This is a genomic window from Microbacterium sp. NPDC086615 (assembly GCF_040686055.1).
Classification (GTDB): domain Bacteria; phylum Actinomycetota; class Actinomycetes; order Actinomycetales; family Microbacteriaceae; genus Microbacterium.
In genome coordinates this window covers 144,101-163,554 of the sequence record NZ_JBFBJJ010000005.1, presented here as the reverse complement: position 1 = coordinate 163,554, position 19,454 = coordinate 144,101, and the positions used below count along the sequence as shown (strand labels likewise).

The window sequence follows — 19,454 nt, the reverse complement described above, 5'->3', positions numbered from 1 at the left end:
TCAGCCCCGCGGAATACCCCGGGGCTACCATGGGTTTCATCCGACGGAATTAACGAGAGGAAGGCGCAATCGTGCGTCACGTCATCATCATCGGGTCGGGTCCTGCCGGCTACACGGCCGCCATCTACGCCGCCCGGGCGAACCTCGAGCCCCTCGTCGTCGCGAGCTCCGTCGAAGCCGGCGGCGACCTCATGAACACGACCGAGGTCGAGAACTTCCCCGGGTTCCCCGACGGCATCCAGGGCCCCGACCTCATGGCCAAGATGCAGGCGCAGGCCGAGCGTTTCGGCGCGGAGGTCCTGTACGACGACGTCGTGTCGCTCGACCTCGAGGGACCCGTCAAGAAGGTCACGCTCGGCAGCGGCAAGGTCGAAGAGGCCGTCTCGGTCATCTACGCGACCGGCTCCGCCTACCGCAAGCTCGGCCTCGAGGGTGAAGACCGGCTCTCCGGCCGCGGCGTCTCGTGGTGCGCCACGTGCGACGGATTCTTCTTCCGCGACCGCACGATCGCCGTCGTCGGCGGCGGCGACTCCGCCATGGAAGAAGCCAACTTCCTCACGAAGTTCGCGTCGAAGGTGTACATCATCCACCGCAAGGACACCCTGCGTGCCTCGAAGATCATGCAGGAGCGCGCTTTCGCGAACCCCAAGATCGAGTTCATCTGGAACAGCGCGGTCGACGAGATTCTCGGCGACGAGGCCGTCTCCGGCGTCCGCCTGCGCTCGACCGTCGACGACACCACGCGCGAGCTGCCGCTCGACGGCCTGTTCGTCGCGATCGGAAACGACCCGCGCACGCACCTCGTGCACGACAAGCTCCAACTCACCGACCAGGGCACCATCTGGGTCGACGGACGCTCGTCCCGCACCTCGGTCGAGGGCGTCTTCGCCGCCGGTGACGTGATCGACCCCACCTACCGCCAGGCGATCACCGCGGCCGGCAGCGGCACGGTGGCGGCCCTCGACGTGGAGCACTTCCTCGCGGCACGCGGTGAGGCCGGCGAACCGGCTGTCGCCGACAGCCTCATCGAGGGCCTGCCCGACGCTGCGGTGGTCTGAGGAACAATTCGACGCCCTCGGGCGTTTCACCAACTGACGCTCTCACTAAGGAGAAAAGCACATGACCGCCAAGGCGACGACCTCCGCGACCTTCGAGCAGGACGTCCTGCAGGCCGACGGACCCGTTCTCGTGGACTTCTGGGCCGAGTGGTGTGGACCGTGTCGCATGGTCGCCCCCGTGCTCGACGAGATCCAGTCCGAGAACTCGGGCAAGATCACGATCCTCAAGCTCAACGTCGATGAGAACCCCGACCTCGCGATGAAGTACCAGATCACCTCGATCCCCGCGATGAAGGTGTTCCAGGGCGGCGAGGTCAAGACGACCATCATCGGCGCGAAGCCCAAGTACGCGCTCGAGCAGGACCTCGCGCCGTTCATCGGCTGAGTCCCCTCGCGAATCGAATCCCCGGTGCTTCGGCGTCGGGGATTCGTCGTTTCCGCCGGCGCATCGCCCCGGGGGTCGCAAGGACAATGGATGCCGAGCAGGGCCCGCGCTCGATCACGCCCGGGGTGCGCTGGGGTGAGGCCCACGGAGGCTTCATCATCGACGCGGCGGGGGAGAGGACGCTACGGGGTCGCGCTTCGGGGTTTGCGTCGCGCGGACCGTGTCTTACCGGGGTGTGCAACGCGCGCGGTGTGCGCCGTGCACGGATCGCGTCGTGCGCGGACCGCGTCGTGCGGGGGTGGGCGCCGTGCGCGGCTCGCGCTCTGCGCGGACCGCGGAATGTACGCCGCGCGGTCCCAACGTCGTACCGGGAGTGCGGCGCGTCAGGCGCCTGAGGGCCGTCAGGAGGCGTCGAGGCGCACGCTGGCGTCCCAGCGCCGGTGTGGCTCTTCTTCGCCCAGGATGCGCCACACAGCGCGCGTGAGCGGGGGATAGTCGAGAGCGATCTGCCGCAGGACGCGGTAGTTGCGCGCACGGTTCGGGCGCTGCCCGCCGTTCTCGGCGATGTTGTCGGCCCGCAGGGTCAGGACGACAAGCTCATCGACGCTCGGGAGGTCTTCCATGAAGTCCCACGGGTCTTCGCCACCGCGCAGCCGCTCATGGATGAGCACTGCCAGTTCGTCGGATGCCTCTGCCCGCAGCAGTTCCAGACTCGCCCGCCGGGGCGGGTCTTGCTCGTTCGCGGTCACCTTTCAAGGGTACGCGCGACCGGCGACACCCGGGGCTGTCCGTCAGCCGGTGTAGCCCTCTTCACCCAGGGCGGATAGGATGCGATTCAGGTCTTGAATCGAAGCGAAATCAATGCTGATCTGGCCTTTCTTTGCCGTCAGCGAAACGCGTACTTTGGTGTCGAGTCGGTCACCGAGCCGCTCCGCGACGTCGTCGAGACCGGAACGTCGCGACCCTGCCTTCGGCTTCTGTCGCGCGGGCGAGACCCCCGGCATCTTGGCCGCTGCTTCCGCAGCGCGCACGGAGAGATCCTCGTTGACGATCTTGTCGGCGAGCTTCTGCATCTCCTGCGGGTCGTCGAGCGACAGGATCGCGCGTGCGTGCCCCGCGCTGAGTACTCCCGCCGCCACCCGCTGCTGAACAGGCACGGGGAGCTTCAGCAAGCGAATGGTGTTGCTGATCTGTGGACGAGAGCGACCGATACGAGTGGCCAACTCCTCTTGGGTGATGCCGAAGTCCTCGAGGAGTTGCTGGTAGGCGGACGCCTCTTCGAGAGGGTTGAGCTGCGAGCGGTGGAGGTTCTCGAGGAGCGCGTCGCGCAGGAGATACTCGTCGTCGGTCTCGCGAACCACGGCGGGGATGGACTCGAGGCCCGCCTCCCTCGAAGCGCGCGTCCGGCGCTCGCCCATGATCAGTTCATAGGTGCCGTCGCCCTTGTCGCGGACGACCACGGGCTGGAGCACCCCGAACTCCCGCACGGAGTGCACGAGCTCCGCGAGGTCTTCGGGGTCGAAGTGCGTACGTGGCTGGCGAGGGTTGGGGACGATCGCCTTGGGGTCGATGTGTACGAGACGAGCGCCCGGCACCGAAACGAGGTCGTCCGCGGGCGAAGCCGCGTCCGTTCCAGCGGGGGACGCCAGCTGGGCCGACGAATCCTTCGCCGGCGCGCCGGGAAAGAACACGTCGACCGGACGCGCCTCCGATGCCTCCGCCGTGGGGATCAGGGCGCCGATACCGCGCCCGAGTCCGGTCCTCTTCGCCATCAGGAGCCCTTCGTCGTGGTGTCGCGGTTGACGATCTCGACCGCGGCTTCGCGGTAGGCGATGGCGCCCGCTGACTGGCCATCGTACGCGATCACGGTCTGCCCGAAGCTCGGTGCCTCCGAAACGCGCACAGAGCGGGGGATCACGGTATCGAGCACTTCGTCCGTGAAGTGGGAACGCACCTCGTCGGCCACCTGCTGAGCCAGACGGGTACGCCCGTCATACATGGTGAGGAGGATCGTGGAGACATGCAGCGTCGGATTGAGATGCTTCTGGATCATCTGAACGCTGCCGAGAAGCTGGCTCAACCCCTCCAGCGCGTAGTACTCGCACTGAATCGGGATCATGACCTCGTCGGCCGCCGTGAACGCATTGATGGTGAGCAGACCCAGCGACGGGGGACAGTCGATGATGACGAAATCGAGATGATTGCCATCGATCGCGAGGTAGTCGCGCAGCGCTCCTCGAAGACGGTGCTCGCGAGCGACCTGTGAGACCAGTTCGATCTCGGCGCCCGCCAGGTGGATGGTGCTGGGCGCGCACAGGAGGTTCGGTGACTCGGGACTCGTCTGGACGATATCCGCGAGAGGCACCTCGTTGATCAGAACGTCGTAGATGCTCGCGGTCTCTGCGTTGTGAGCGACCCCCAGCGCCGTAGAGGCATTCCCCTGCGGGTCGAGGTCGACCACCAGCACGCGCGCTCCCACAGACGCGAGAGCGGCGGCGATGTTCACGGCGGTCGTCGTCTTGCCGACGCCGCCCTTCTGGTTCGACACCGTGAAGACGCGCGTACGACCGGAGAGTTCGACCTTCGCGCTCTCGAGCGCCCGACGCCGCGCGGACAGATCGGCGATCTCGCGTGCGATGGGGGAGTCATAGAACGAGGATGACGATGGCGTTTCGTCGGACTGTTTCACGTGAAACGCTCTCCCTTGCCGTCGCCGAACTCGCCCAGTCTACCCGCGAGGCGGTCGCGACGATCGCCGAGCGCCGGTTATCCACAGAGTTGTGGGCGAGGTTCGAGCCCACTTCGTGGGGGTGGTCGGGATGCCGTTGCCTGCCTCGCCCACCCCAAGGCGCGGTCTTGTGGAGGTCGCCGGGGCGGTAAGACGCTGTGGACATCAGGGAGAGTGGCTAAGTCGCAGCCTGGTGTCGCGAGGCGTCAGCACCCTGCCACCCGTGAAGTGCCGCCTGCCACGAGCGACTCTCAGAGTGGCAAGTGACGACCACCGAGTCCTGACTGCCGAGCCCCAAGCACCAAGCACCAAGTCGGGAGCGCGAAGCGTCCAGCGACGAGCCCCGAGTGCAAGGTCTCGCGTGAGCAACGTCTGCGGTGCGCTCTGTGCTCGTATTCTGCGACATGCGCCGCGGGGGAGGACGAGCGACTCAACCAGGAGCCAAGGCGTGTCAAGACCACAGAGTTCGAGTGCACAGAGAACACGCGGAGGATCGCAATCAGCTCTGTTTCGCCGATCGAGCAACTCACCACGGGTCGCGAACTTCGCTGCCTGCCGGGCGAAGCCGTGCAGCAGGCTTCTTGCACGCCGTGCGTGGCGGGCGCGCCAGCGATCACGGCCACACAGCACTCACGGTGCCATGTCGACCAGCCTCGACGCGCGAGGAGTAGTCAGAACCGACAGGGGCGCTTCATGCAGCGCAGACAGCCCGGCTGGCATCGCGAAGGCTCGAACAGTCGGCGTTTCTCGCGATAGACCGTCGACCTCGTTCGACGAGGGAGACACAACCAACCGGACTCCTCCAGCGACACTCTGACGTGAGCGAGATCGACCCGGGAGCGACTGGATGCATGACCGATTGACGTGATCGGTTCTCGTGACGTGAACTTGATCAACTCTCCGCCGCTGGGGAGACTCTCCGGCTCCCGGCGACGTCCTGCACTCTTTCCCACGCGTGGGCACATCCCGCGCAGCGAGATCCGTTGGTCGGTTTCACGTGAAACACCCCGAAGCGCCGAACTGGCTTGCAGTTCGCGGTGCGGTCCGATTGTCCCAGTCACGCTCGCGTATCGATCACCCGTCGAAGCAATCGCCAGTCTCCTGCTTCAAGACACCCACTCCTCGCGCCTTCTTCACGTTGGGCGCGAGGCGAAGTCGGCCAGGAGGGCAACGCCGCGATCTTGACGAGACCGCCGTCGACTCACCCCGACTCTTTCCACTCCGGTGCCCCGTCGGCCCCCCACCACATTGGACCCGCGCGGTATTCTCTCTTCTTCATACTGACCCGAGCAGCACGCCGGCGCCCGCAACATGTTTCACGTGAAACACCGCTTGCGATAGACACAATGAGCCGATGGGGAACAGCGTCCTGGACGGTTCTCGCCGCGCACTCGCGCTAACCGCAGGTTCAGCACAACCCCAACGCGCGACCGGGCGACGATAGGTGGGAGCCAACCACTCAGCTCGCGACCCGGTCTCGACTGGCGGTTGAGTTGTCCCAGGAGAACGCCGCACGCCGCGGTGAGGGGTCGTCTCATCAGAAAGCACTGCCACGCCCGAGGCGTTTTCGCGCGGTGGCTCGTGCGAAAGTCGCGAGTCCCCGCGGACGGCCCGAACGCGGGTAACGACGCCGACGCTGCATTGGCTTCCAGCAGTCGTGGAGTACATCCGTCAGAGCTGGGGCTGAGCGGGTGCCGCCCGGACCTAGCTTTCACCCGCCGACACATCCCGCCCGCGTAGTCGTCTATGAACCGCGAGCCAGCAGGTATGCGGGCAGCGGACTCACTGCGAGATGCCTACACCCACACTCGATGTTGACACCAAGGCGTGAATTGCCCTCGGCGGATAGTTGCAGGTGTCAGTCGGGGCCGGACCCTGAGCAAGCACCTCGTGCGACCCATCTTGGATAATCGCCCATCCTCCGTCCGACGCCGTCCGGCAAGGCCGACGTTCGCTCCCGTGATGGCCTCACGTGCGCCGTAGCCACCAGAACAATGCAGGTCTCGCCGGCCGATCCTGGTGGACCGCTCGCACTGCTCAGCGTGCCCGCGTTCCACGTGAAACACGTCAGAGCCGTCGGCCGGACTCAGGCCACTCACCCAACACCATATGCGTGCACCTCATGGAGAATCGTGTTGGCACACGACCTCGGCGGGAACTTCCCTCGGCGCATCCGCCGCTCATGGGAAGGTCGACGCGTGCGCTCGGCTCCGGATTACACACCACAGGCTTGACCGCGGCCCTAACATCGCGGGGGAGATCGGGCTGATTCTGACCATCCACTTCAACGCCCCTTTCCCGCCTCGAGCAACCTCTACGCCGCTCAAGAGCAGCGCAGGCAGGATCTGGTGGCAAATGCTCGTGACGTACCGGGTGACATACCCCGGTCCAGACCGCGAACGTGCGACCAGCCATCGCGAAACGCGGGCACCACCCTTGAGGGACCTGTGGGGGATGAGCTCGGCGCATCATTCGATCAGGTCACTGTTTCGCACCCTGAGGCGTCCTGCTTTCAGCCACGAAGTCTTGCGCACACACAGGTTCCCGACCGCGCCCGGCGCCCTGCTTTCCACCGGGACAGTCGCGGGTCTTCTTTGGTCTGGACGGCGCGTATCGAAACCTCCGACCGTCCACTGCGTGTGACTTGCTCTGACGAGCAGTCCACTCACGTTCACAGGCCCCGACATCACCTGGAATGGACACGCTCGGCATCTTCGAGGCAATGGACCGGAGAACCCGCCGCCGTGCGCGACCTGCACGCGAACCACCGCACGCGTGGTGGCCTGGGCACGTACCTGCACGTGTCAACTGACTCCACGAACTCGCTCATCAGCCAGCCAAATCGACAAGCAGATGTCTCGAGATCACCGGCCTTTGCACATAAGCCTCGCGCGCCCGTGCGACCGTGGTGGTAGGTCTCGCGTGCCAGCAGCTCTTGCACAACTTGTGCGCTCCTGCGCTGCTAGGGCTTCTCGCGCGCGGACACCACTTACGTTCACACAGTACGCATGGGTCGGCAACGACATCCCGACGCCAGGGGACCGCGGGCGTACGACAAAGCATGTTTCACGTGAAACAGGAACGCCGATCGTGCGGGTCGGGTGCAATAACGATCGGATAGGCGTGACGTGCTCCTCGCGCCGCGAACTCGGCCCGCAGAACTGCCGCCACGCGGCGCCTCGACGTCAGGGGGAGTAGCGCACGGCTCGTTCCACGTGAAACATCACGCCTGGTCACACGCCTCAGACGTGCACACTCAGGAGGATCACGCGTGACGGGGCTTCAGCCCACTCAGACCGCTAGGCGACTCAGGCGTAGCGGATCTCGTGGACCTCTGCCATCGAGACGCGAGATGTATCCGAGACGCGACCCTGGCAGCGGCGCTTCTCCCACGCTTCCCTATGCACACGAAATGATCTCGGCAGTCGCGCGACGCCCAGCATCCTGCGACGACCGCCAAGATCACAGACGCCCGCGCGTCGCAGCATCCCATCACTTCCTCATCGAACCCCCTGTGCGACAACCGCGCTCCGCAGGACCATCACACGCAGCAGGTCGATCTGCTCGAACTCTCGATCCAACCTGGCACGCGAGCACGCAGGTCGGCTCGAGCAGCCCGCAGTGCGCCTTCACTTCCCTCCAGGAGCCGACAACCGTGTCACCCACGACCGTCTCGGCGGGCGACGCTCGTGTGCGCCGCGCCGCTCCGAGGGCGCCCGAAACCCGCGGCGGCACCGCACACACGCCGGGCTCCGAGGCCTAGCAACACGCCAGACACCAGTGTCCGGCGTCGCGGTGAGACGGTGAGCCGCGCAACACTGCAGGCATAATGGTGCGAGCGATGACCGGTAGAGCCGGGATGCCGTCCCATCGGGCCGCTCGCCCACGGAAACCGGGCGAGCGCCGGCCTCGCTCAAACGACTCTCGTGTCGAACACCGTCGCCTCTCACACCCTGATCGCGCCGGTCACCGACGACGTGCGCGTCGCCGTCTCGAGGTCTGTCTCCGACGCCTTGAGTCTCAACCGGGATCAGCCGAACAACGCGCGGGCGCGGTCACTCCTCCGTTCACGCCCCCGACACGAGCTCGCGCCGGGGAAGGGCCCTCGTGTCACACGACCTCGACATCGAACAACGCCCTCGCCGCCCATGCCCGCGAACCCTGGCAGTTGACAAGCTGTCCAACCGACATTGATGCCCATCGCAGAAGCCACTGCCCCTGCGTTCGGGGGCCGCAACTCCACCGCCGACAACGCCGCCGACGGCTCACGCCGGTGCTGGTCATCACCCTGAAACCACCCACTCTTGCGACCACGGGAGTCTTAGAGGTCGGGCACTTCCGACGATCACCAAGCAGCAGGCTTCCAGCCGCGGTGTACGGACACCTCCCCTGGCCGCGGGGGAGAGGTGAAGCGCGATCTCCCTTGGGCAGGACACCGAGCATGGCCTCCGCCACGCACCACATCCAGACGCGATCGGCTTCAGATGCTGATTAGAAGTCTCCGTCGAGCTTCTCCTGTCACCGCAATCGAGCGCAGGTGATTGAGGTCCCATGGCATTGCCCCACGGGCCCGCCAGATGCTTCCCACCAGACTCGGTCGAAAGGAGCCACGCCCACTTGGAAAAGGAATCGCACTCTCGCACCGCCGACGCACCGGGCCCATCACCGAGGGTGAGGATGCACATCCGTCATCGACACCACGGGACTCTGAGAGTGGCGTTTCACGTGGAACGCGCGCTCCTCATGCGGCGGTAACGTCCGCAGTGAGCATCTCAGGTTTGACGCACCCGGGCACCCGGTTCACACCGGAAGCATTGCGATGCACGTCTCTCAATCGAGAAGCTCGTGACGGTCGTACTGAAAGCGCCGCACGTACTTGTCATACATGTTCGCGGGCCAGGCTACGCATACGTCGAATCCGCGGCCCGAAGAGAACAGTGCTCCACCGAAGCCTCACCCGGGCTGGTGAGACAGCACCGCCATCAGTGGCGGTGATCAGGCTCGGGAGCGCCGGAAGAAAGAGCTCGTCAGCGCGACACCGTCGCGACGAACACGCGTGTCGGCTCGTCCAGCTGACCCTCGCCGACGACCTCAACGCGCACATCCGTCAGTCCGAAGCGGCGCACCTGCTTCGCGGCTGCGTCGATCTCGGCCGCGACATTCGCTCCCTTCAAGAGCACCAGTCGACCGCCCGGACGAACCAGGGGAGCGGTGAAGGGGAGCAAGGTGCGGAGCGCACTCACCGCACGCGCGGTGACGACGTCGAACGAACGCCCACCGGTCCACTCTTCCCCGCGCATTCGAGCGACCGTGACGTTCGAGAGTCCGAGGGCCTCCGCCTGCTCGGTCAACCAGATCGTCCGGCGCTCCATCGGCTCGATGAGCGTCCACTGCACGTCCGGGCGCGCGATCGCGAGAACGATCCCCGGCAGACCGGCACCAGAACCGATGTCCGCCGCCTGCCCTTCGAAGAAGGGCGCCGCGACAGCACTGTTGAGAATGTGACGTGTCCACAGACGTGGGACCTCGAGCGGACCGATCAGACCCCGTTCCTCGCCATGCTGCGCGAGAGCCTCGGTGAATCGCCGAGCGAGGCTGAGACGATCGCCGAAGATCTCCGCGGCGACAGCCGGCTCCGCCTCCAGCTCCAACGGCATCCGGGTCCTCAGCTACGGCGCAGAACGGTGTGACGATCCGCGCCCTCGCCGAAGGATTCGGACACGCAGCCGCGCTCCGCGGCGATGTCGTGGACGAGCTTGCGCTCGTAGCTCGACATCGCCGGCAGAGACGCCTGCGAAGCGCCCTCGTCCAGGCGTTCGATCGCGCGGTCGACGAGGTTCTCGAGCTGACGCTGGCGTGCGTCGCGCGAGCCCCCCACGTCGAGGATCAGCCGAGAAAAACGACCGGTGGCGTTCTGCACGGCCAAGCGCGTGAGCTCTTGGAGAGCCTGAACCGTGTCGGGGTGCGACAGCGACGACAGCGCGCTCGCGTCTTCCGCTTCGACGGACACGTAAGCGCGACCGGCGCGCACGTCGAGGGCGAGATCACCGTCGATATCGGCGATGTCGAGCAGACCTTCCAGGAAGTCGGCGGCGATGTCGCCCTCTTGCTCGAGCTGCTCTTCGGTGGCGGCGTTCTGGTCGGTCGAGATCTGCTCGGACGTCGTCATGATGTCTCCGGTCGTCAGGAGGAGGGGTCGGATGCGGCGGAGCCGGGGGCCGGCCGTGCCGGGGAGCCGCCGGGCTTGTTGCCCTGCTGCTTCTTCGCACGCTGCTTGCCGACCGGCTGCTGCCGCTTGGGCTGCGCTGCACGGGCGCGCTCGGCCTCCTCGAGGAGACGCTGCTGCTCGGCGCGGTACTTCTCGATCGGGACGACCTTGCCGCTCGAATCGATCGCCTTACCCTTGCGCGCGAGGCGCTCTTCGCGGGCCTTGGCCGCGTCCGATCCGGGGGTCGGCATCTCGCGGATGACGACGAACTGCTGGACCATCGTCCACAGGTTGCTGACGAACCAGTAGATGACGACACCGAGCGGGAAGAAGACACCCGAGAAGATGAACGCCAGCGGAAGGATGTAGAGCATCACCTTCTGCATCTGGTACGCCTGGCCGGTCTTCGCCTCGGGGGAGAGGTTCTTCGAGATGATCTGCAGCTGCGTGAAGAACTGCGAACCGATCATCAGCACCACCAGCGTGAGCAGGATCGCCACGGTGACCTGGCCGTCGGGCTGGCTCCACGCCGTCACGAGGTTCACGTGCATGGATGCCACGTCGAACAGACGTGCGTCGTAGAACTCGGTCGTGAGCTCGGGGGTGAGCAGACCCACACCACCGACGCCGCTCGCGGCGTGCTTCGACACGTCGTTCAGCACGCTGAACAGGGCGAAGAAGATCGGCATCTGCACCAGGAGCGGGAGGCAGCTCGAGACCGGCGTCGTGCCGTGCTTCTTGTACAGAGCCATGGTCTCGCGGCTCATCGCCTCGCGAGACAGCTGGTCGCGCTTGCCCTTGTACTTCTCCTGCACCTTGCGCAGTTCCGGAGCGATCTCCATCATCTTGCGCTGGCTCTTGATCTGCTTCACGAAGAGCGGGATCAGGGCGGCACGCACGATGAGCACGAGACCCACGATCGAGAGCACCCAGGTGAGGCCCGCGGCCGGCGCCATACCCAACGCCGTGAACAGCGCGTGCCAGCCCACCAGCACGAGCTCGACCATCCATTTCAACGGCCAGAGGATGGTCCCAATGAGATCGAATTGCACGATCAGTCCTTCCGGGAGGGCACGACGAATCCGTGCGGAGTGAGTTCGTGACGGAAGGCGCGGTGAGGACGGACATCGTCGATGCCTCCCTGAGCCCAGGGATGACAGCGTGCGAGGCGGGCCGCGGTCAGCGCGACACCCTTGACGAGTCCGTGCTGCTGCACGGCGCCTACCGAATAGGCAGAACAGGACGGGTAGTACTTGCAGACGTCGCCATAGACGTGCGAGATCGTCGCGCGATACGCGTGCAACAGGGCCAGTCCCGCGTTCCTGGGGAGGAGCGGGACGGATGCCACCACCGCGGACAGCTCGAAATGAGCCGTCCCGGTGGACGAGGTGGGGAGGGTCGAGGCGCTCATGCGAAAGCCTTCCGCTGCAAGCAACGAAGGACGTCGGACCGGAGCGACGCGTAATCGGCAGTCGCCGAGGAGGGGAGTGCCCGGATCACGACCGAGGCGCCCCCGCGGACAGACGGGAGCGCCTCGGCGCACACCGCCTTCAGGCGGCGGCGGACGGTGTTGCGGATCACCGCGGATCCGACCTGCTTGCTCACGATGAAACCGAAACGGGCGGGGCCGTCTTCGTCCACGCTGCCGACATAGGTCACGGCGTGCGTTCCGGCGCACCGAGTCCCCCGGCGGACAGTGGCTTTATAGTCCGATCCGCGGGTGAGTCGGTTCGGCTTCGCGAGCACCGGGTGAATCAGGCCGAGAGTTCGGTGCGGCCCTTGGCACGACGGGCCGCGAGGATGCCGCGGCCGGCGCGCGTGCGCATGCGGGCGCGGAAGCCGTGCTTCTTGGCGCGGCGACGGTTGTTGGGCTGGAAGGTGCGCTTGCTCATGGGTCACTCCGGAGGTGGTGTCGCCCGATGCTCTTCTGCCGGGGACGTGGGTCGGGACTGCCGTATAGGCATAAGTCAACCGACTAAGGCTACGTCGCGCGCGCCCTTAACTCAAACCGAGAAACCGACCGCCCATTATCCCCAGTCGTTGTCCACAGGCGTGGCAAAGACACGCGACAGCGTTCTACAGTGGATTTTGCTCCGGATGAGCCGCGAACTAGCGTGGCCCCGGAAGTTATCCACAGGTTCGACGTGACTCCGTCGGTCTGCCCGCGCGCCGAGATCCCGGAGGGGACATGTCATTGCACGAAGTACCGGATGTTCCCGTCTGGTCCGCCGTGCTCGACCACCTTCTCAAGGACGAGCGCGTCACGCCGCAGCTCCACGGCTTCCTGAACCTCGCCGTTCCCCAGGGCGTGATGGGCGGCACCCTGTACCTCGATGTCCCCAATGACCTGACTGCAGCGCAGATCAACAAGCGCATGCGGGCTCCCATCCTCGAGGCTCTGACCCAGGTTCAGGGGCCCGACCCCGAAGTGAACGCGTTCCGTGTGGTCGTGAATCCCGACCTGATCGATTCGCCGCGACCCACTCCTGCCGACGAGCGCTCCGTGTCGGCGCCGGCCGGTCACTCACTCATCCCCGAGCAGGCTCCGGAGCCGATCGTCCCGGCTTCTCGCAGCGACACCCGACTGAACCCGAAGTACACCTTCGACAACTTCGTCATCGGCCAGTCCAACCGATTCGCCCACGCAGCGGCTGTCGCCGTCGCCGAAGCGCCGGCGAAGGCCTACAACCCGCTCTTCATCTATGGGGACTCGGGACTGGGCAAGACCCACCTGCTGCACGCGATCGGCGACTACGCCGCGAGCATGTACGCCGGCATCCGCGTCCGATACGTCTCGAGCGAAGAGTTCACGAACGACTTCATCAACTCGATCGCGAACAACCGCGGCTCGGCGTTCCAGGCCCGATATCGCGACGTCGACATCCTTCTGATCGACGACATCCAGTTCCTCCAGGGGCGTGCCGAGACGCAGGAAGCCTTCTTCCACACGTTCAACACCCTGCACGACCACGACAAGCAGGTCGTGATCACGAGCGACCTGCCCCCGAAGCAGCTCACGGGCTTCGAAGATCGCATGCGGAGTCGCTTCGAGTGGGGCCTCATCACCGATGTGCAGGCACCCGACCTCGAGACGCGCATCGCGATCCTCCGCAAGAAGGCGCAGAGCGAGCGTCTCCTCATTCCCGACGACGTCCTCGAGTACATCGCAACGGTGGTGTCGTCGAACATCCGCGAGCTCGAGGGTGCCCTCATCCGCGTCTCCGCGTTCGCGAGCCTGAACCGGTCGACCCTCGACATGTCCCTCGCGCAGACCGTCCTCCGCGACATCATCGATCAAGACGACGCCAACGTCGTCTCGCCGACCGACATCATCACGGCGACGGCGCAGTACTTCAAGCTCTCGGTCGACGACCTCTACGGTTCGAGCCGATCCCAAGCCGTCGCGACCGCCCGTCAGATCGCGATGTATCTCTGCCGTGAGCGCACGAGCCTGTCACTGCCCAAGATCGGGCAGCTCTTCGGCAACCGCGACCACACGACCGTCATGTACGCCTACAAGAAGATCAGCGACCTCATGAAGGAGCGTCGATCGATCTTCAACCAAGTCTCGGAGATCACGAGCCAACTCGGACGTATGCGCTGAGAGCTCGTCTCCCGCACCGGGCCCGTCCGCATCCGCGGTCGGGCCTTTCGTCTTTTTCGCCCGGGAGAACCCGTCACAACCTCTTCCGCGAAGACTTCTCGCACGGTTCTACACAGTGTGGAAAACCTGTGGATAACTCCAAATCTCTGCGGATGACTTGTGTACGACGCGCCTTAACCTGTGGACGGCAGGCGCACCCCCTTCGAGTGCCGTCGTGTTAACTGCGCAGGCTCTCCGCAACGCCTCCACAGGTCACACTGGTGTCGTTCCCTTCTGTTAACAGGGATCCGTCGAGTTATCCACACTCTCCACAGCTGTTAACAAGATGAAAGATCCCATTTGAGTTAAGAGAGATTCGATGACCTTGTGGTGCGAAGGCACGCACATCGGGGGCGCCTCGGTCGGGGACTAGCATGGGTAAGCCATACCCGCCGTCAAGGGAGCGTCCGTGAAGTTCCACGTCAATCGCGATGTGTTCAGCGAAGCCGTCTCGTTCGTGGTCAAGCTCCTGCCGCAGCGCAATCCGCAGCCGATCCTCGCGGGTGTGCTCATCGAGGCCGGCGATCAGGGACTCACGCTCGCCGCGTTCGACTACGAAGCCTCCGCGCGGACGACGATCGAGGCGACGGTCGACGAGCCCGGCACGATCCTCGTCCACGGTCGTCTTCTCAGCGACATCGCCAGCCGCCTGCCGAACGCTCCCATCCAGATCGCCGTCGACGACGACGGCGGAATCCTGCTCACGTGCGGGTCGGCGCGGTTCACCCTCGCCTCGATGCCCGTCCAGGAGTACCCCGCCATCCCCGAGGTCACGGGTGAGTCGGGTCTGGTCCCCGCGGACGAGTTCGCCACCGCCATCGCGCAGGTGGCCTTCGCGGCGTCCCGCGACGACGTCACCCCCGTCCTCACCGGCGTCCAGCTCGAGGTGAGCGGAACGCGGCTCAGCCTCGTCGCCACCGACCGCTACCGCGTCGCGCTGCGCGAGATCCCCTGGGACGGCGGGCACGCGGCATCCGACGAGACGACCTCGGCGCTGGTGCCCGCGCGCACCCTGCAGGAGGTCGGCAAGACCTTCGCGCACGGCGGCGACATCTCGATCGCCTTCTCGGGCTCCGGCGATCGCGAGATCATCGCGTTCACCGCGGCGAACAAGACCGTCACGTCTCTCCTCATCAAGGGCAACTTCCCCCCGGTGCGCCGGCTTTTCCCCGAGCAGACCGAGCACCACAGCGTCGTGAACACCGCAGAACTGGCCGAAGCCGTCCGCCGTGTGGCGCTCGTCCTCGACCGCTCCGCTCCGCTGCGCTTCACCTTCGGCGCCGACGGAGTGTCGATGGACGCCTCGGGGACCGAGCAGGCGCGCGCCACCGAGACAGTGGATGCCACGCTGGTCGGCGACGAGGTCACGCTCGGCCTCAATCCGCAGTACCTGCTCGAGTCGCTCGGTGCCGTGCGCAGCGAGTTCACCCGCATCACGTTCACGTCGAGCGACAACGCGAACAAGCTGAGCCCCGTGCTGGTCACCCCGCAGACCTCGGTCGACAAGGGCGGCGAGGGCACGTTCAAGTACCTGCTCCAGCCGAATCTGCTGCTGCGCTGAGCCGGCCCGGGCCGATCCTCGGGCTTCGGTGTCGGAGGCGGCCGGTAGTCTGACTCGGTGATCGTGGAGCAGCTGGGACTCAGGGATTTCCGCAATTACGCGGAAGTCGACGTCTCGCTCGCCACCGGCGCCAACGTCTTCGTCGGGCGGAACGGCCAGGGCAAGACCAACCTCGTCGAGGCGGTCGCCTACCTGGCCACGCTCGGTTCTCATCGCGTCTCCAGTGACGCGCCGATGGTGAGAGACGGGGCGGATGCCGCGATCGTCCGCGCGCGTCTCGCCCACGGGGAGCGCAGCGTCCTGCTCGAACTGCAGCTCAATCGCCAGGGCTCCAATCGCGCGCGCGTGAACGGCGTGAACGTCCGCACCGCCGAGTTGCCGCGCTACGCGCAGGTGATCCTCTTCGCGCCCGAGGACCTTCAGATCGTCCGCGGCGACCCGTCCGCACGCCGGCGCTTCGCCGACCAGCTCATCGTGCAGCGGAGCCCCCGCATGGCCGCTGTCGTCGCCGACTACGACCGGGTCCTGCGTCAGCGCACCGCTCTGCTGAAGTCCGCTCGGGCGCGAGGGGTGCGCGGCGACGCCCTCGGCACGCTCGACGTGTGGGACGACAAGCTGGTCACCCTCGGGACCGAGCTCATCGAAGCCCGCCTGGCGCTGGCATCCGACCTGTCCGAACCGGTGGCGCGGGCGTATACGGCGATCGCCGGCGCCGACCACGAACCACGCCTCGAGTGGGCACTCTCCGTCGGAGGCGGCGACCCCGAAGAGGGCGACGCGGCGACCCCGACGTCGGCCGGGCCCCTCGCCGATCAGTTCCGCGCCGCCCTCACCGCTCGTCGTGCCGCTGAGCTCGAGCGCGGACTGACCCTCGTGGGCCCTCACCGTGACGACCTGGTCCTGCGTGTCCGCAACCTGCCCGTGAAGGGCTACGCCTCGCACGGGGAGTCCTGGTCGGTCGCGCTCGCTCTGCGCCTCGCCTCGGCCGAGATCCTGCGCGCGGAGTCGCGTCTCGGAGATCCGGTCCTCATCCTCGACGACGTGTTCGCAGAACTCGACGCCGGGCGCCGCGCGCGACTCGCCGAGCTCGTCGGCGGATACGAGCAGGTGATCGTCACCTCCGCGGTCGAAGAAGACGTCCCCGACGCCCTCCGCGCGCACGTGGTTCGGGTGGAGGCGGGGCGGATCGTGAGCGACGACGATGAGTGACGACGCCGAACTGCCCGAGACCATGGCGACCTACCTGCGCCTTCGAGGTCTCGAGCCGTCGCCCTACCGCAAGAAGAGGCGTCGTCGGCGCACGGACGAAGACGAGAACGCCCCCTTCACCCCCGGCCGCGATCCGCGCGGGCTCGGGGACGTGCTCTCGACGCTGACGCAGTCGGCGGGGTGGGAGCCGCAGCTCGCTCGCGAGGATCTGGTGCGTACCTGGCATGACGTCGCCGGCGCGGACACGGCTGCGCACACACGTCCCGTTGCGCTGGACGCCGGCACCCTCACGGTCCAGGCCGACTCCACGGCGTGGGCGAAACAGCTCCAGCTCATGCGCGCGCAGATCCTGTCGGAGATCCTGCGTCGCTTTCCCGAGGCGGGTGTCGAAGCGATCCGGTTCGTAGGACCCGACGTCCCCTCCTGGAAATGGGGGCCCAGAGCCGTTCCAGGCCGCGGCCCGCGCGATACCTACGGCTAGGCCATGGTCGATCCCGCCTCGGGTCGATTTATCGCCGCGTAGGGGCGTACACGCCATTTCTGCAGGTCGCGCGCGATAGGATGGAAGCTCCGAGAACCGATCTGGAGCGCGCGTACCCATGACGTCCGAAAACCCCGACAGCGTTTCCGAGGAACCCGAAGCACCCTCCACCAAGGTTCCCAACGAGTACGGGGCCGACGCCATCCAGGTGCTCGAAGGTCTCGAGGCGGTCCGCAAGCGCCCCGGCATGTACATCGGCTCCACCGGCGAGCGGGGCCTGCACCACCTCGTCCAAGAGATCGTCGACAACTCCGTCGATGAGGCCCTGGCCGGGTACTGCGACACGATCGAGGTCACGATCCTCAGCGACGGCGCTGTCCGCGTCGTCGACAACGGCCGCGGCATCCCGGTCGACATGCACCGCACCGAGGGCAAGTCGACGGTCGAGGTCGTGCTCACGGTGCTGCACGCCGGAGGAAAGTTCGGCGGTGGCGGATACGCCGTGTCCGGCGGTCTGCACGGCGTCGGTTCGTCGGTCGTGAACGCGCTGTCGACTCGCCTCGAGGTCGAGGTCAAGCGGCAGGGTCACGTGTGGCGCCAGTCGTTCCGTGATGGCGGACACCCTCTGGCCCCGCTCGAGAAGGGCGAAGAAAGCGACCAGACCGGGACGACGATCACGTTCTGGCCGGATGCCACGATCTTCGACACCATCGACTTCGACTACGACACCCTCCGCACGCGTTTCCAGCAGATGGCGTTCCTCAACAAGGGCCTGCGCATCAGCCTCCGCGACGAGCGTCCGCAGTCGGTGGTCGTCGAGGGCGAGCCGGGCGAAGAGGTCACCGAGGCGCGGAACGACTCGTTCCTCTACGAGCGAGGTCTCGTTGACTACGTCGAGCACCTCAACCGTGTGCGCAAGGCCGACGTCGTCAACGACGAGATCATCGAGGTCGAGTCGGAAGACACCGAGCGCCACATCGCGCTCGAGCTCGCGATGCAGTGGACCACGGCATACACCGAGAACGTGTTCACCTACGCGAACACGATCAACACGCACGAGGGCGGCACCCACGAAGAGGGTTTCCGTGCCGCGCTGACCACCCTGGTCAACCGTTACGCGCGCGCGAACAACCTGCTCAAAGAGAAGGACGACAACCTCACGGGCGACGACATCCGTGAGGGCCTCACCGCCGTCATCTCGGTGAAGCTGTCGGAGCCGCAGTTCGAGGGTCAGACCAAGACGAAGCTCGGGAACACCGAGGCCCGCGCCTTCGTGCAGAAAGTCGTCGGAGACAAGCTCGGCGACTGGTTCGATCGCAACCCGGGTCAGGCCAAGAACATCATCCGCAAGGCGATCGATGCGGCCACCGCGCGCCTGGCGGCGCGCAAGGCCCGCGAGACCGCTCGCCGCAAGAGCGTCTTCGAGTCGGCCGCGATGCCCGACAAGCTCAAGGACTGCACCTCGAAAGACCCCTCGATCAGCGAGATCTTCCTCGTCGAGGGTGACTCCGCCGGCGGCTCGGCCGTGCAGGGCCGCGACCCGCACACGCAGGCGATCCTCGCGCTGCGCGGCAAGATCCTGAACGTCGAGCGCGCGCGTCTCGACCGGGCACTGGGCAACAAAGAAGTCCAGGCGATGATCCAGGCCTTCGGCACGGGCATCGGCGAAGACTTCGACATGGCCAAGGCGCGCTACCACAAGATCGTGCTCATGGCGGATGCCGACGTCGACGGCCAGCACATCACCACGCTTCTTCTGACCCTGCTGTTCCGCTACATGCGCGGACTCATCGAGGCCGGTTTCGTCTATCTGGCTCAGCCGCCCCTCTACCGCCTGAAGTGGTCCAACCACCCGCACGAGTACGCCTACAGCGACCGTGAGCGCGACGCGATGCTCGTCGACGGCCAGGCCGCTGGTCGCCGTATCCCCAAGGACAACGGCATCCAGCGCTACAAGGGTCTGGGCGAGATGAACGACCACGAGCTCTGGGAGACCACGATGGATCCCGAGACGCGCACGCTGAAGCAGGTCACGATCGACGATGCCGCCGCGGCCGACGAGATCTTCTCGGTCCTCATGGGCGAAGACGTCGAGTCGCGCCGCAGCTTCATCCAGCGCAACGCCAAAGACGTCCGCTTCCTCGACATCTGATCTCTCGCCCGCGCGACCCCGCACGGAAC

At 66.2% G+C, this 19,454-nt stretch carries 16 protein-coding genes; 7 read left to right on the top strand and 9 right to left on the bottom strand.

Annotated elements, in window-relative coordinates:
* Positions 1 to 71 precede the first annotated feature (71 nt).
* Positions 72 to 1,058 (top strand): thioredoxin-disulfide reductase, encoded by a 987-nt coding sequence (trxB, locus tag AB0O24_RS07480; protein WP_275796776.1) that lies wholly within the window; start codon positions 72 to 74, stop codon positions 1,056 to 1,058.
* Positions 1,059 to 1,119: 61 nt separating this feature from the next.
* Complete coding sequence (trxA, locus tag AB0O24_RS07475; protein ID WP_058596206.1) at positions 1,120 to 1,443, top strand: thioredoxin; 324 nt, start codon at positions 1,120 to 1,122, stop codon at positions 1,441 to 1,443.
* Between the two features lie 401 nt (positions 1,444 to 1,844).
* Here trxA and AB0O24_RS07470 read toward each other — a convergent pair whose 3' ends face one another.
* The 9 genes from AB0O24_RS07470 to rpmH all read right to left on the bottom strand — a co-directional run bounded on the left by AB0O24_RS07470 (position 1,845) and on the right by rpmH (position 12,271).
* Positions 1,845 to 2,192, bottom strand: a complete 348-nt coding sequence (locus AB0O24_RS07470) for a hypothetical protein (RefSeq protein WP_058596205.1) — start codon at positions 2,190 to 2,192, stop codon at positions 1,845 to 1,847.
* A 42-nt stretch (positions 2,193 to 2,234) separates the two neighbouring features.
* Positions 2,235 to 3,215 carry a ParB/RepB/Spo0J family partition protein gene (locus AB0O24_RS07465; protein ID WP_363373704.1) on the bottom strand — a complete coding sequence of 327 codons (981 nt, stop codon included), beginning with the start codon at positions 3,213 to 3,215 and terminating at the stop codon, positions 2,235 to 2,237.
* The gene (locus AB0O24_RS07460; RefSeq protein WP_307383856.1) at positions 3,215 to 4,132 is read right to left on the bottom strand and encodes a ParA family protein; all 918 of its coding nucleotides are present in this window, start codon (positions 4,130 to 4,132) and stop codon (positions 3,215 to 3,217) included. Before AB0O24_RS07460 ends, AB0O24_RS07465 begins: the two co-directional genes overlap by 1 nt.
* A gap of 5,066 nt (positions 4,133 to 9,198) precedes the next feature.
* Positions 9,199 to 9,828, bottom strand: coding sequence for a 16S rRNA (guanine(527)-N(7))-methyltransferase RsmG (gene rsmG / locus AB0O24_RS07455; RefSeq protein ID WP_363373702.1), 630 nt, complete (start codon positions 9,826 to 9,828; stop codon positions 9,199 to 9,201).
* 8 nt (positions 9,829 to 9,836) lie between these two features.
* Positions 9,837 to 10,340 carry a R3H domain-containing nucleic acid-binding protein gene (locus AB0O24_RS07450; protein ID WP_363373699.1) on the bottom strand — a complete coding sequence of 168 codons (504 nt, stop codon included), beginning with the start codon at positions 10,338 to 10,340 and terminating at the stop codon, positions 9,837 to 9,839.
* Between the two features lie 14 nt (positions 10,341 to 10,354).
* Positions 10,355 to 11,431 carry a membrane protein insertase YidC gene (gene yidC, locus AB0O24_RS07445; RefSeq protein ID WP_363373696.1) on the bottom strand — a complete coding sequence of 359 codons (1,077 nt, stop codon included), beginning with the start codon at positions 11,429 to 11,431 and terminating at the stop codon, positions 10,355 to 10,357.
* 2 nt (positions 11,432 to 11,433) lie between these two features.
* Positions 11,434 to 11,790, bottom strand: coding sequence for a membrane protein insertion efficiency factor YidD (gene yidD, locus AB0O24_RS07440; RefSeq protein WP_013584600.1), 357 nt, complete (start codon positions 11,788 to 11,790; stop codon positions 11,434 to 11,436).
* Positions 11,787 to 12,125 carry a ribonuclease P protein component gene (gene rnpA / locus AB0O24_RS07435; RefSeq protein WP_275796790.1) on the bottom strand — a complete coding sequence of 113 codons (339 nt, stop codon included), beginning with the start codon at positions 12,123 to 12,125 and terminating at the stop codon, positions 11,787 to 11,789. Before rnpA ends, yidD begins: the two co-directional genes overlap by 4 nt.
* 8 nt (positions 12,126 to 12,133) lie before the next feature.
* Positions 12,134 to 12,271 (bottom strand): 50S ribosomal protein L34, encoded by a 138-nt coding sequence (rpmH, locus tag AB0O24_RS07430; protein ID WP_013584598.1) that lies wholly within the window; start codon positions 12,269 to 12,271, stop codon positions 12,134 to 12,136.
* 296 nt (positions 12,272 to 12,567) lie between these two features.
* Between rpmH and dnaA the strand changes: the two genes are divergently transcribed.
* The 5 genes from dnaA to gyrB all read left to right on the top strand — a co-directional run bounded on the left by dnaA (position 12,568) and on the right by gyrB (position 19,425).
* Complete coding sequence (gene dnaA / locus AB0O24_RS07425; RefSeq protein ID WP_275796818.1) at positions 12,568 to 13,983, top strand: chromosomal replication initiator protein DnaA; 1,416 nt, start codon at positions 12,568 to 12,570, stop codon at positions 13,981 to 13,983.
* A 448-nt stretch (positions 13,984 to 14,431) separates the two neighbouring features.
* Positions 14,432 to 15,583, top strand: coding sequence for a DNA polymerase III subunit beta (dnaN, locus tag AB0O24_RS07420; protein ID WP_275796820.1), 1,152 nt, complete (start codon positions 14,432 to 14,434; stop codon positions 15,581 to 15,583).
* 57 nt (positions 15,584 to 15,640) lie between these two features.
* On the top strand, positions 15,641 to 16,792 hold the full coding sequence (recF, locus tag AB0O24_RS07415; RefSeq protein WP_275796822.1) for a DNA replication/repair protein RecF: 1,152 nt from the start codon (positions 15,641 to 15,643) through the stop codon (positions 16,790 to 16,792).
* Positions 16,785 to 17,273 carry a DciA family protein gene (locus tag AB0O24_RS07410; protein WP_275796824.1) on the top strand — a complete coding sequence of 163 codons (489 nt, stop codon included), beginning with the start codon at positions 16,785 to 16,787 and terminating at the stop codon, positions 17,271 to 17,273. The genes recF and AB0O24_RS07410 overlap by 8 nt, the downstream gene beginning before the upstream one ends.
* A gap of 118 nt (positions 17,274 to 17,391) precedes the next feature.
* Positions 17,392 to 19,425, top strand: a complete 2,034-nt coding sequence (gene gyrB / locus AB0O24_RS07405; protein ID WP_058596194.1) for a DNA topoisomerase (ATP-hydrolyzing) subunit B — start codon at positions 17,392 to 17,394, stop codon at positions 19,423 to 19,425.
* The last annotated feature ends 29 nt before the right edge of the window (positions 19,426 to 19,454 follow it).